Genomic DNA, 13,731 nt, shown 5'->3' with positions numbered 1-13,731 from the left:
ACTTTTGCAACAACTTCACAAACCATAAAAGCGGTTGTAACCAATAATACCTCATTAAACTGTTTTGACGAAACCACCATACAATTTATCGTTGATGATTTACCGGAAGCTTTCGCCGTTCCGGTTTCGTTGACAACAATTTGTGATGATGAACTAGATCCTTTGGATCAAGACGGAGAATATGCATTCGATACCTCAACATTCGAAGCTACTATTTTAGGCAGCCAAACTGGAATGACGGTTACTTACACATTACAAGACGGAACTGTTCTTTCGACTTTGGCACCTCCCTTTACAACAGGAACTCAAGATGTCATAGTAAAAGTAACAAATCCAATAAACACGGTTTGTACCGCTACTACAACTTTAAATTTTGTCGTTAATCCAATTCCAAAAATTAACTTGAATACAAATGGCGGCGAAAATGAATTGGTGTGTTCCAATCTGCCCACCTTTTTTGTACAACTCGATGCAGGAATTCAAGACGGATCACTACCAAGTAATTATAGCTACGTTTGGTCAAAAGACGGAACTGTTTTAATTGGTAAAACAGCTTCAACTTTACCAGTAAATACCGAAGGAACTTATGCTGTCGAAGTGACAAATAGCTCTGGTTGTAGTAGAATTAGAACCATAAACGTTACTGCTTCGGATATAGCAAGTATCGAAAGTATTGACATTGTAGACTTAACCGATATAAATACAGTTACCGTAAATGTAACAGGAAAAGGAAAATATGAATACAGTTTAGATGAACCTAGTGGATATTGGCAAGACTCTTATTTCTTTAATAATGTCCCTGCTGGAATTCACGAAGTTTTCATCAATGACAAAGATGGCTGTGGGTTTGTTAGTAGAACGATTGCTATTATAGGTGCGCCAAAATTCTTTACACCAAACAATGATGGTTATAATGATTATTGGAGTATAAAAGGAGTAAATGCAAATTTCAATTCAAAATCAATAATCTATATTTTTGACCGATACGGAAAACTCCTAAAGCAATGGGTTCCTTATTTAAACCAAGGCTGGGATGGTAGCTATAATGGAGCTACTTTGCCTGCGGATGATTATTGGTTTACTCTAAAACTAGAAGATGGAAGACTAGCAAAAGGTCATTTTGCGCTAAAAAGATAATCAAAAAGCAAATTTATTTACTAATCTTCTTTTGAATTTCTTCCAAAATATAAAGATAATCTTCCTGATTTTTCACAAAATCACGGTCGGAAACATCAATTATCAAAACATTCAATTCCGTTTGTGATTTGATGTAATCCAGATAACCACTATTAATCTTATCCAAATACTCGGCAGGAATTTTTTGTTCGTAATCTCTTCCTCTTTTCTTAATGTTTTGCAATAATCGCTCGGTATTTTGATATAAATAAATATACAAATCTGGTTTTGGCATTTCTCTATAAACAATGTCAAACAAGGTGCGATACAAACGATATTCATCATCAGCAAGGGTGATTTTAGCAAAAATCAAGGATTTAAAAATATGATAATCGGCGACAATAAAATCCTTGAACAAGTCGAATTGCGCCAAATCGTCGGACAATTGCTTGTATCTGTCGGCAAGGAATGACATTTCTAGCGGAAAGGCATACCGGTTTTGGTCTTCGTAAAATTTAGGCAGAAAAGGATTATCAGCAAAACGTTCCAAGACCGTTTTGGCATTAAAATCTTCAGCTATTTTTGTAGTCAAAGTTGTTTTTCCAGCTCCAATATTCCCTTCAAAAGCAATGTAATTAAACTGTTCTAAAGGAATTTTATCCAAAGGGTTTTTCAAGTTTTGGACTATTGTGCAAACGCTTTTATCCGGAGAAATCTCCAGTAATTCATGTATTTTTTTTTGAAAAACGGGATGTTTCCAATCTAAATTTAAATCCAGCATTGGCAACAATACAAACCGTCTATTTTGCATCAATGAATGAGGAATTTGAAGGTTTTCTGAATTAATAATTTCTTCATCGAAAGCAATTAAATCAATATCGATAATTCTTGATTGATATTCTGAAGTGTCATTGCGAACTCGACCCAATTGCGCTTCCATCTTCAAAATCTTTGTCAAAATTTTATCAGCGGAACTAAAAGTATGCAAAACCAAGGCGCAATTGTAAAACGCATCACCATCAAAACCCCAAGATGGCGTTTCATATAACTTCGAAACTTTGATTATAGTCCCAATTTCTTGATGGATTAATTGCAAACAATTTTCTATGTTTCGAAGGCGATTGCCCTTATTGGTTCCAAGAGATAAAACGACTTGATGTTGTGATTTCATATTAAACACAAATTAAGTAAAACATTTTTATAATTGAACTATATTTGCTCGTGTGTTGATAACTATTTTTTTTGTTAAGGCATTTAAATCTGTAACACAACAAGCGTTTTAGCTACTTATTAAAAAAATATAATTATGAGGTTTTTAGGAAATGTTTTGGCAACCATTATAGGTTTATTCGTCTTTCTAATGTTGTTTATTTTCGGGATAATAATCATTGCAACCTTTTTTGGGGGTGATTCTGAAGAAATAACGGTAAAAAATAATTCAGTTATCGAATTAAATTTGGAACACATTAAAAACGATTATGCTGGAAAATACAAAGATCCTTGGATGTCAATTTTTTCCGACGGAGAAAAAGTGGGGCTTTCTGATATTATCAATGCCATCGAAGAGGCTAAAACTGATAGCGATATCAAAGGAATTTCGATTTTAAATAATGAATCTGAATTAGGTATTGCTCAAAGAAAATCCTTGCGGGACGCATTAGAAGATTTCAAAAAATCAGGAAAATTTGTAATGGCTTATGCCAATTCGTATTCTCAAAAAGAATATTATTTAAATTCTGTTGCTAACAAGATTTACCTAAATCCTGTAGGAGATTTTGATTTTAAAGGGTTATCGGCAGAAATTATGTTTTTCAAGGATTTTCAGGATAAAAGTGGTATCAAAATGGAAGTAATTCGGCACGGAAAATATAAAAGTGCCGTAGAGCCTTTCCTCGAAAATAAAATGAGCGAAGCGAATAGAGAACAAATTTCAGCATTATTAAATTCAGTTTGGAGTTCTGTTACTGTTGATGTTTCGAAAAGTCGAAATGTGTCCGTGGCAAAATTAAATGAAATTGCAAGCGGTCTTCTTGCGAGAACACCCGAAATGGCAAAAGCTGAAAAACTAGTAGATGTTGTTGCTTACGAAGATGTGTATCACGATGCTATCAGGAAAATTTTAAAAGTGGATAAAGATAAAGAATATAATAAGGTAAGTATTTTAGATTATACCAAAAAATCCACAACCACTTCAAAAGATTTTGACACCAAAAATAAAATAGCCATTATTTATGCCCAAGGCGAAATTCAAAGTGGCGAAGGCGATGTCAACACAATTGGAGAAGGCTCTATGCGTCGCTCGTTAATTGAGGCAAGAAAAGACAAGAATGTAAAAGCAATCGTACTTCGAATTGACAGTCCTGGTGGAAATGCATTGACTTCTGATTTGATCTGGAGAGAAATCGAACTTGTAAAAAAAGCAAAACCAGTGGTAGTTTCTATGGGAAATTATGCTGCTTCTGGAGGATATTACATTGCTTGTAACGCCAATAAAATTTTTGCCGAAAACAACACTATAACTGGTTCTATTGGCGTTTTTGGAATATTGCCAAACTTCAGTCAATTAGCTACAAAAATTGGGTTGCATTCAGAACAGGTTAAAACCAATGAAAACGCAGCAGAATACAGTCCGTTTTTACCTTTGGATGAAAAATTTAAAGCTTTTACACTCGAAAGTGTCGAGCATATTTATAAAACATTTGTCTCACACGTAGCCCAAGGGAGAAAAATGTCATTTGCACAAGTAGATTCAATTGCCCAAGGCAGGGTTTGGTCTGGTTCTGAAGCATTAAAAATTGGTCTTGTGGATAAAATTGGTGGTATGGATGAAGCCATCCGCGAAGCCGCTACCTTAGCAAAAATTAAAGATTACAACACACAAAATTTTCCCGAATACGAAAAAAACATCAACGATATTCTAGAAAATTTTCCATTTGCAAAATCGAAAGAATCCTTTATTAAAGAGGAATTGGGCACGAAAACTTACAATATAATGCAACAAATAAAAAGGGTCCAATCCCGAAAAGGAGTTCAGGCAATGATGCCATTTGAAATTGCTATTCAGTAAATAATTTTATGCTAAAAATGAAGATAAATCCGTTTAAGTAAAATAACTTAACCGGATTTTTTTGTACCGCAAGTTTCATGCTTATTTGTGCAATCAGTCAAGGTTTTTGCTAATCCATTAGAAATTAAAAAATCACATTATGTTAAAGAAAATAGGAATAACTGCTGGAATTGTAGTCGCATTATTTGTAGCGGCTTTATTTGCCATTCCGTATTTTTTTAAGGATGAAATAAAAGACAAAACTAGATAATGTTCCAATAAACATGCTTTTGTCTGGTAGTTTTAGCAACCCGAAAGTTTCAACCGATATAAAAAGTGCTGTTACCAATTTGAGCAATCAATTGGTGATACAACAAAAAGAAAAATTGCTAAAACAAGGAACGTCGGCTTTGACCGATTTAATTAATAAAAACACCTCAAAAACAAACGACAGAACGAAAACCGGAACTCCAAAAGAGGATATCAAAGCCAAGGCCAATGATTTATTGAACAGTTTTTAAGAAAAAGATATAAATTAACCCCAACTAATCCTAATAGAATTTTTACACTTTGATGCTTACCACACACCCTTCGGAACTTCTCACATTAAAAACAGTCCCGTCCTCGAAAATTAAATATTGCCCTTTTATTCCAGTTAGTTTTCCCTTAAAATTGGGCATTTTTTCTAAACTTAAGCTATTTATTTTTTTTGGATATTCAAAAACGGGAAAGTGCATTTCGTATAAATCATTTTTTTGCGTGTAGAAATATTCTTGGACTTCGACTGGAATTAAGTTCTCAACTTTCAATCTTTCGGCAATTAAATCGACTTGTTCGACATCGTTTTGGAGCATTTTGCGCCAATTGGTTTTGTCCGCATAATGATTTTTCAAAGCGACTTCGGTAATTCCTGCCAGATAACGATTGGGAACTTCCACAATCGAAATGGCTTGGCTCGCGCCTTGATCGATCCATCGAGTTGGCATTTGTGTTTTTCGGGTTACGCCCACTTTCACTTCGCTTGACAGAGCCAAATATACAATGTGTGGCTGCAATTGTACTTTTTCTTCATAAACCAAATCCCTGTCTTGAATGCCAAGATGAGCCGTGCTTAATTCTGGTTTCATAATCCAATCGCCAACGGCTGGACTCGAATAAAAACAGTCATAACAAAAACCTTGTCGGAATATTTTCTTTTTTTTGCCGCAATTCAAACATTGGTAACCCTGAAAAGAAATTTCCATTTTTTTATTGAGCAACTGATTTACATTCAAAAAACTGTTTTCAAAAACCAAATAATATTGAATTGGGTTCGCAAATTCGGTTTGCATTTTAGTAAGAACACCTTCGTATTGCATATATTAGATTTACTATATTTGATATCAAATTTTAAATAGAGAAAGTTAATAAAAAAAATACTATTTTTGATAAAGTCGTAAAGTTAGCATTTGTTAGTCGATATTCAAATCAAATATCGTAAATCAAATATCGTAAATCGTAAATCATAAAAATGCCGCTACCTATAATCAATTCGTTTGCCTCTTGGGTTCTAAAGCAAAGGGTTCACCAAATTGAACTTTTCATTAAATATCCAAATGAGGTCCAAGAAGAATTGCTTATGAACTTGATTCGAGCTTCGGAATTTACCGTTTTAGGAGTGCAGTATGATTATGTTTCTATAAACTCTTATGCAACTTTTGCCGAAAGGGTTCCTGTTTCTACCTACGAAGAATTACAGCCACTAATTGAACGAACTCGAAAAGGGGAGCAAAATGTATTCTGGGAATCACCTATACAATGGTTTGCCAAATCAAGCGGAACGACAAATGCCAAAAGCAAATTCATTCCTGTAAGTAACGAAGCTTTGGAAGGTTGCCATTATAAAGGGAGTAAGGATTTACTGTGTATGTATTTAAACAACAACGAAAATTCTGAAATGTTTCTTGGAAAAAGTCTTCGTCTTGGCGGAAGTTCCCAAATTTACGAAGACAATAATTCTTTTTTCGGGGACTTGTCTGCCATTTTAATCGAAAACATGCCTCTTTGGGCGGAATTTAGCAGCACACCAAACAACAAAATCTCGTTGATGAGCGATTGGGAAACGAAACTTTGTTCTATAATAAAAGAAGTTAAAAACGAAAATGTAACCAGTTTTGCCGGCGTTCCTTCTTGGATGCTGGTTTTAATGAACCGATTGCTTGAAGAAACTGGCAAAGAAAATTTACTGGAATTATGGCCAAATCTTGAAGTTTATTTCCACGGTGGCGTTAGTTTTGAGCCATATCGAGAACAATACCAAAAAATCCTTCCTAAAAAAGATTTCAAATATTACGAAATATACAATGCTTCCGAAGGTTTTTTTGCCATTCAGGATCTGAATAATTCCAATGATTTATTGCTGATGCTGGATTACGGAATTTTCTATGAATTTATTCCTATGGATACTTTTGGAACTCCAAATCAGAAAACAATTCGATTGGCAGATGTAGAGCTTTTTAAAAATTATGCTATTGTTATAACCACAAATTCTGGTTTGTGGCGCTATTTGATAGGTGATACGGTTCGTTTTACTTCATTGAATCCATACCGAATTCGGGTTACAGGAAGGACAAAGCATCACATCAACGTTTTTGGGGAAGAATTAATGGTCGAAAATGCCGATCAAGCTATTGCCAAAACATGCAAAATTACTAAAACCGAAGTAGTTGATTATACTGTTGCTCCCATTTTTATGAAAGACAAGGAAAAAGGAGCCCACGAATGGATGATTGAATTCAAGAAACCCCCTGAAAATATTTCAAACTTTCGAAAAATTCTCGACGAAACGCTGCAGTCATTGAATTCGGATTATGAAGCCAAGCGATTTAATAATATGACATTGAATCCTTTAGTGATTAACATTGCTAGACCCAATTTATTTTATGATTGGTTAAAAGAAAAAGACAAATTGGGCGGTCAACATAAAATTCCTAGATTGTCTAACGAAAGAGATTACTTAGAACAATTAAAGAATATGCAAATAATCGTAAATCAATAGAATGAAAAAACTATTTTTAATAGCTTTTGTGTTTTTCTTTTTGGTTTCCTGTGGTCCACATAGAATGCGCTGCGGTGCGAGAGGAATTTGCGAAAGCAACACAAAAATCATTAAAAATTTTTGAATAAATTTCAAGGTGTATTGTTGGTTTAAAATCTAAGCATTTGCCGTCACCGCTTCTCTATCAATTTTTCCAATCAATCCAGCTAATACTTTTCCAGGACCTACTTCTGTAAATAAAGTTGCTCCGTCAGCAATCATTTGTTGCACAGATTGTGTCCATTTTACTGGCGCAGTCAATTGGATAATTAAGTTTTTCTTGATTTCGGTAGGGTCAGACACCGCCGTTGCCGTCACGTTTTGATACACGGGACAAATAGGAGTGGAGAATGTAGTTGCTTCAATGGCCGCAGCCAATTCTTCTCTTGCAGGCTCCATCATTGGTGAGTGAAAACCACCACCTACGGGTAACATCAAGGCACGTTTTGCGCCAGCCTCTTTCATAGCTTCACATGCTTTTTCTACTGCGGAAGTTTCTCCAGATATCACTAATTGCCCAGGGCAGTTGTAGTTTGCCGCTACCACGATTCCGTCGATCGAGGTGCAAACTTCTTCAACAATAGTATCGGCTAATCCTAAAACTGCCGCCATTGTCGAAGGTTTAAATTCACAAGCTTTTTGCATTGCTAATGCCCGTTTTGAAACCAATCGTAATCCGTCTTCAAACGTTAAAACACCATTAGCAACCAAAGCTGAAAATTCACCTAATGAATGTCCCGCCACCATTTCTGGATTGAAATCTTCTAAGGTTTTTGCTAAAATCACCGAATGCAAAAAAATCGCAGGTTGGGTAACTTTGGTTTCTTTCAATTCTTCGGTAGTACCTTCAAACATAATATCCGTGATGCGAAAACCTAGTGTTTCATTGGCTTTTTCGAAAAGTGATTTTGCTAATGAGGAGTTTTCATATAGGTCTTTGCCCATTCCTGTAAATTGTGCTCCTTGACCTGGAAATACATATGCTTTCATTTTTTCTAATTTAAAGATTGAAATCTGTTTCAATTGAAATGCAAAAATAGTTTATAAATGACAAACCTCAAAGGTTTTTAGAAGCCCTTGAGGTTTGTGATACATTTAGAAGAATGAAATCGTCGTTTTTATAAAAAAGACACAATTTTGAAACTAGGGTTACTTATTTGTTTCCAACGGAAGTAACTTAAACGAAGTAGCTTTAAAACGATTGTCAATTATTTCGCCAACTACTTCTGCTTTTCTAATGGTGGCACAAAAACCATCTTCAGCGTGAGCATCACCGTGAGAATCTATCGTAGTGCCATCTACAAAATAATCTTTTCCATCGATGCGAACGGCTAATTCGCAATCGTGACCTTTCATCTTGAATTGGCATTGACCACACGAAGCTTCTACAGTTTGAACTTTTGATTGCTCTTTTTTGTCTTGGGCATTAATTAATAATACTGAAAACAATAATACAAATGAGATTAGTTTTTTCATTTAAATAAAATTTTAAAAGTTAATTTATCTTTAGTTTTAATTTGGAAACGCAATTTTTTAAAAAATCCTGGAGTTTTATATTGGTTTAGGCAACAGCTTCTTTTATTCTTCGTAATGCTTCTGTCAATATACCTTCGCTGGTTGCGTAAGAAAAACGAATGCAATTTGGGTTTCCGAATGCGTCACCTGTTACGGTTGCTACATTGGCTTCGCCTAAAAGGTACATCGAAAAATCGTTAGCGTCTTTGATAAAGGTTCCTTTTAATGTTTTTCCGAAGAAAGAAGAAACGTCTGGGAACACATAAAAAGCACCTTCTGGAACGTTAATTTTTATTCCAGGAATATCTTTAAGTAATTTTACAACTAAATCTCTACGATTTTTAAAAGCGGCAACCATTTCGTTCAACACGCTTGGATCAGCATCGATAGCAGTAATAGTAGCACGTTGAGCGATAGAATTTGCCCCCGAAGTTACTTGACCTTGTATTTTTGTACATGCTTTTGCTATGAATTCTGGTCCGCCAATATATCCAATTCTCCATCCTGTCATTGCGAAAGCTTTTGCAACTCCGTTTACAGTTATGGTTTTTTCTAACATTCCAGGAATAGATCCGATGCTGCAGAAAGTTCCAGAGAAATTGATGTGCTCGTAGATTTCGTCAGCAACTACATATACGTGTGGGTATTTTTCCAATACTTTGGCTAAAGCCGTTAATTCTTCGCGGTTGTATACAGAACCACTTGGATTACAAGGCGAACTGAACCACATCATTTTTGTTTTTGGTGTGATTGCAGCTTCTAATTGTTGTGGCGTTATTTTGAAATCGGTTTCAATAGAAGTTGGGACTTCTATGGGAACCCCACCGGATAATTTCACAATTTCAAAATAAGAAACCCAATATGGCGCTGGCAAAATCACTTCGTCACCATCGTTTAACATTACTTGTGCAATGTTGTACAATGATTGTTTTGCTCCGGTTGAAACTACAATTTGGGATGGTTTATAATCTAATCCGTTGTCTCTTTTGAATTTTCGGCAAATGGCTTCTTTCAGTTCAAGGTATCCTTCTACTGGGGAATAAGTGCTATAGTTTTCGTCGATGGCACGTTTAGCAGCTTCTTTTACGAAATCTGGCGTATTGAAATCGGGTTCGCCCAAACTTAAACTGATAATATCTTTGCCTTGCGATTTTAATTCTCTGGCTAATGCAGCCATCGCTAATGTTTGTGAAGTAGCTAAATTATTGATTCTATCTGAAAGTGGATTCATTTTTATAATATAGGTTGTAGTTTGATATTTGGTTATGCGAGTTCAGGGTTCATCCCTAAAGTTTTTAAATGCTTAAAATGAGCAATAACTGCACTTCGCATTGTTTTGTATTCGTGATAAGGCAACTGACACTCTTTTGCGGTTTCTTTTACAATTTTGGCAATTTTACCATAGTGGACATGACTAATATTTGGAAAAAGATGATGTTCTATTTGATGATTTAATCCACCAGTGTACCAATTTATAATCCAGCTTTTTGGAGCGAAATTCACGGTTGTAAATAATTGATGAATCGCCCAAGTGTTTTCCATTTCACCAGATTCATTGGGTTGTGGGTTTGTAGTTTCATCAATTATATGTGCTAGTTGAAACACTACGCTCAAAATTAATCCTGCCGTGTAATGCATAACAAAAAACCCAATTAATACTTTCCACCATGTCACACCTAAAAGCATTGGAAGCATAATCCAAACCGAAAAATAGATAACTTTTGTGATGACTAAAGTTGTCCAAAGTATTTTCGGGCTTTTGGCTTCGCCATAAGATAACTTCCTTTTTAGATAAGCACTCATTTGTTTAAAATCTGTAGTTAATGACCAGTTGAAAGTCAATAAACCGTATAAAAAAATAGAATAATAATGCTGAAAACGATGAAAACTATACCATTTCGCATCTTTGGTAAAACGGATTACGCGTCCAGCGTCAAGATCTTCATCGTGACCCGGAATATTGGTGTAAGTGTGATGTAAAACATTGTGTTGTACCTGCCAGTTGTACACATTTCCTGCCAAGATATAAATTGTTCCTCCCATGAATTTATTAATCCAATTTTTGTTGGAGTATGAGCCGTGATTGCCATCGTGCATAACGTTCATTCCAATTCCCGCCATACCAACACCAATAACAATTGACAACAAAAAGAACACCCAAAAAGGCATATCTGTTAAAGTGATAATCAAAAAGTAAGGCGTTAAAAAAACAGAAAACAGAATTATTGTTTTTAGATATAATTTCCAGTTGCCTGTTTTTTGTATGTTGTTTTCTTTGAAGTAATTGTTTACTCGGGAGTTGAGAATTCTAAAGAACTTTAGATTGTCTTGCTTCGCAAATGTAGGTGTGACATTGTTCATCTTTAATTTTTATAAGTCACAAAGATAATTATTAATAATTTTCAATCTGTAAAATTGAGTTAAATATTCAAAACTAAAAACTGTACTTTTGTTAAAATTTTAAAAGATGGATGAGATTCTGAAGTATTTTCCCAATTTGACCGATGTTCAAAAGGAGCAATTCGCAAAACTTAATTTTTTATACCACGATTGGAATGCCAAAATCAATGTCATTTCCCGAAAAGATATTGACGAATTATATACCAAACATATTTTGCATTCTTTGGGAATTGCTAAAATAATCAAGTTCGAACCCGGAACTTATGTTCTCGATGTAGGTACTGGCGGAGGATTTCCTGGAATTCCGTTGGCGATTCTTTCTCCTGAAACTCGTTTTCATCTTATTGATATTATTGGTAAGAAAATAAAAGTGGTTCAGGCTGTTGTCGAAGCATTAGAACTTAAAAATGTGAAAGCCGAACAAATGCGTGCCGAATTGGTAAAAGGAGATTTCGATTTTATCGTAAGTCGTGCTGTAACTAATATGCCTGATTTTGTTTCTTGGGTGCGAACAAAAATCAAAAAGAACAATAAACACGAAATCAAAAACGGAATTCTCTACCTAAAAGGCGGTGATTTAACCGAAGAATTAGCAGCTTTCCCGAAAGCAACAGAATATAATTTATCTGATTATTTTGAAGATGCCTTTTTTGAGACTAAAAAAGTGGTGTATTTGCCTTTGAAGCATACTGTATAGGTTTTGCGAGGGACGAAGCAATCTTATAACGTGAGCAACAAATGAGATTGCTTCATGCCTCGCAAAGACAGTAAAAAAAACCACAAGAACTCAATTACGTTGATTCCTGTGGTTTTTTTAAATATCTAAATGAGATTACCTCGTTCTTCTCAATGACTTTATTCTCCCAAAAAAGGGTATCTGTAATCTGTTGGAGTAACAAAAGTTTCTTTAATTGTCCTAGGAGAAGCCCAACGCAATAAGTTTAATACTGAGCCCGCTTTATCATTGGTTCCAGAAGCTCTCGCACCACCAAATGGCTGCATTCCCACAACGGCTCCAGTTGGTTTGTCGTTAATGTAGAAATTTCCTGCTGCATTTTGTAAAGCTACAGTTGCTTGCTCAATTGCATAACGGTCTTGGCTAAATACAGCGCCAGTTAGAGCATATTCAGAAGTTGAATCAACTAATTTCAATGTTTCTTCCCATTTTGCATCCTCATAAACAAAAATCGTCATTACTGGTCCGAATAATTCAGTTTCCATTGTGGTATAATGCGGATTTGTAGTCACGATTATTGTTGGTTCAATAAAGTATCCAACAGATTTATCATAGTTCCCGCCTACGATGATTTCAGCATCTGAATCAATTTTTGCTTGGTCAATAAAACTTGCCAATTTATCAAAAGAGGATTCTGAAATAACGGCAGTGATGAAATTTTCAAAATTTTCAGGAGAGCCCATTTTCATAGATTTAACATCTGCAATTAATTGTTCCTTAATTGCAGACCATAAACTTTGTGGAATATAAGCTCTTGAAGCTGCAGAACATTTTTGACCTTGAAACTCGAATGCACCTCTTGAAATTCCGGTTGATACTTGTTTTGCGTTAGCGCTTGGATGAGCAATGACAAAATCTTTTCCGCCAGTTTCACCAACAATTCTTGGGTAAGTCTTGTAGTTATTTATGTTTTGGCCTATTTTAAACCAAATATCATTAAAAACCCTAGTCGATCCAGTAAAATGAATTCCAGCAAAATTTGAATTTGTTAAAAGTACTTCTGAAATCATACTTGAATCTCCAAAAACTACATTAATAACACCGTCCGGCAATCCCGCTTCTTTTAAAACATCAATAATTACTTTTGCGGAATAAATTTGAGTGGCACTAGGTTTCCAGACAACAACATTTCCCATTAACGCTGGCGCTGTTGGTAAATTTCCTGCAATGGCAGTAAAATTAAAAGGAGTAATTGCATAAACAAATCCTTCTAGAGGACGGTATTCTAATCTATTCCACACTGAGCTATCAGATTTTGGTTGGTCACTATAGATTTGAGTCATAAACTCAACATTGTAGCGTAAAAAATCAATTAATTCGCAAGAAGCGTCAATTTCTGCTTGAAAAACATTTTTAGATTGCCCAATCATTGTTGCGGCATTAATCTTTGCTCTATAAGGACCAGCGATTAATTCAGCTGCTTTTAAGAAAATCGCTGCGCGTTGTTCCCAAGCTAAATTTGCCCATTTTGTCTTTGCTTCTAAAGCAGATGTTATCGCTTGTTCAATGTGTGTTTTTTCAGCTAAATGATAGGTCCCAACAATATGTTTGTGATCGTGTGGTGCCGACATGTTTTTAGTGTTTCCCGTTCTTATTTCTTCATTTCCAATGTACAAAGGAACATCGATTTTAGAATTCCACATTTGTTTGTAAGCAGCTAGAACAGCAGCTTTTTCAGGAGAATTTGGCGCATACGATTTTACAGGTTCGTTAACTGCTTTTGGTACATTGAAAAATCCTTTAAGCATATTTTTTTATTTTAGCTCCGCTCAATTCGGGCTTTACCCTCGAGTGGAAGTTAGACGATTGATAAATTCACATGGGTGAATTTTTAAATATTCG

12 protein-coding genes are annotated in these 13,731 nt (G+C 35.1%); 5 read left to right on the top strand and 7 right to left on the bottom strand.

The genetic code is table 11. From position 1 onward, the window contains the following. Positions 1-1,137 (top strand): T9SS type B sorting domain-containing protein (locus tag AABM59_RS10230; protein ID WP_338408866.1); only part of this gene is annotated, 1,137 nt, incomplete at its 5' end. 13 nt (positions 1,138-1,150) lie between these two features. Here AABM59_RS10230 and folK read toward each other — a convergent pair. Beyond that, the gene (gene folK, locus AABM59_RS10225; protein ID WP_338408865.1) at positions 1,151-2,287 is read right to left on the bottom strand and encodes a 2-amino-4-hydroxy-6-hydroxymethyldihydropteridine diphosphokinase; all 1,137 of its coding nucleotides are present in this window, start codon (positions 2,285-2,287) and stop codon (positions 1,151-1,153) included. Positions 2,288-2,422: 135 nt separating this feature from the next. On the opposite strand from folK, the gene sppA reads away from it, so the two are divergent. Further along, positions 2,423-4,183 (top strand): signal peptide peptidase SppA, encoded by a 1,761-nt coding sequence (sppA, locus tag AABM59_RS10220; protein WP_338408864.1) that lies wholly within the window; start codon positions 2,423-2,425, stop codon positions 4,181-4,183. A gap of 263 nt (positions 4,184-4,446) precedes the next feature. After that, positions 4,447-4,683: a hypothetical protein gene (locus AABM59_RS10215; RefSeq protein WP_338408863.1), complete on the top strand. Its 237-nt coding sequence runs from the start codon at positions 4,447-4,449 to the stop codon at positions 4,681-4,683. A gap of 42 nt (positions 4,684-4,725) precedes the next feature. Here the strand turns inward: AABM59_RS10215 and AABM59_RS10210 are convergent, their stop codons facing one another. Then, positions 4,726-5,520 (bottom strand): DUF2797 domain-containing protein, encoded by a 795-nt coding sequence (locus AABM59_RS10210; RefSeq protein ID WP_338408862.1) that lies wholly within the window; start codon positions 5,518-5,520, stop codon positions 4,726-4,728. A gap of 152 nt (positions 5,521-5,672) precedes the next feature. Here AABM59_RS10210 and AABM59_RS10205 point away from each other — a divergent pair, with 152 nt between their 5' ends. Continuing rightward, a complete protein-coding gene (locus AABM59_RS10205; protein ID WP_338408861.1) occupies positions 5,673-7,199 on the top strand; it encodes a GH3 auxin-responsive promoter family protein in 1,527 nt (508 codons plus the stop codon). Positions 7,200-7,355: 156 nt separating this feature from the next. Here AABM59_RS10205 and fabD read toward each other — a convergent pair whose 3' ends face one another. The 4 genes from fabD to AABM59_RS10185 all read right to left on the bottom strand — a co-directional run bounded on the left by fabD (position 7,356) and on the right by AABM59_RS10185 (position 11,114). Further along, a complete protein-coding gene (gene fabD, locus AABM59_RS10200) occupies positions 7,356-8,228 on the bottom strand; it encodes an ACP S-malonyltransferase (RefSeq protein ID WP_338408860.1) in 873 nt (290 codons plus the stop codon). A gap of 159 nt (positions 8,229-8,387) precedes the next feature. Then, on the bottom strand, positions 8,388-8,714 hold the full coding sequence (locus tag AABM59_RS10195; protein ID WP_338408859.1) for a DUF6370 family protein: 327 nt from the start codon (positions 8,712-8,714) through the stop codon (positions 8,388-8,390). Between the two features lie 85 nt (positions 8,715-8,799). Further along, on the bottom strand, positions 8,800-9,984 hold the full coding sequence (locus tag AABM59_RS10190) for a pyridoxal phosphate-dependent aminotransferase (protein WP_338408858.1): 1,185 nt from the start codon (positions 9,982-9,984) through the stop codon (positions 8,800-8,802). A 32-nt stretch (positions 9,985-10,016) separates the two neighbouring features. Continuing rightward, positions 10,017-11,114: an acyl-CoA desaturase gene (locus tag AABM59_RS10185; protein ID WP_338408857.1), complete on the bottom strand. Its 1,098-nt coding sequence runs from the start codon at positions 11,112-11,114 to the stop codon at positions 10,017-10,019. A gap of 106 nt (positions 11,115-11,220) precedes the next feature. Here AABM59_RS10185 and rsmG point away from each other — a divergent pair, with 106 nt between their 5' ends. Then, positions 11,221-11,850, top strand: coding sequence for a 16S rRNA (guanine(527)-N(7))-methyltransferase RsmG (gene rsmG, locus AABM59_RS10180; RefSeq protein WP_338408856.1), 630 nt, complete (start codon positions 11,221-11,223; stop codon positions 11,848-11,850). Positions 11,851-12,008: 158 nt separating this feature from the next. Here the strand turns inward: rsmG and pruA are convergent, their stop codons facing one another. Next, positions 12,009-13,637, bottom strand: a complete 1,629-nt coding sequence (pruA, locus tag AABM59_RS10175) for an L-glutamate gamma-semialdehyde dehydrogenase (RefSeq protein WP_338408855.1) — start codon at positions 13,635-13,637, stop codon at positions 12,009-12,011. Positions 13,638-13,731 lie beyond the last annotated feature (94 nt).

Source organism: uncultured Flavobacterium sp. (genome assembly GCF_963925185.1).
Lineage (GTDB): Bacteria > Bacteroidota > Bacteroidia > Flavobacteriales > Flavobacteriaceae > Flavobacterium.
Note: the sequence above shows the minus strand (reverse complement) of the source record. Positions and strands in the feature narration are given on the sequence as shown.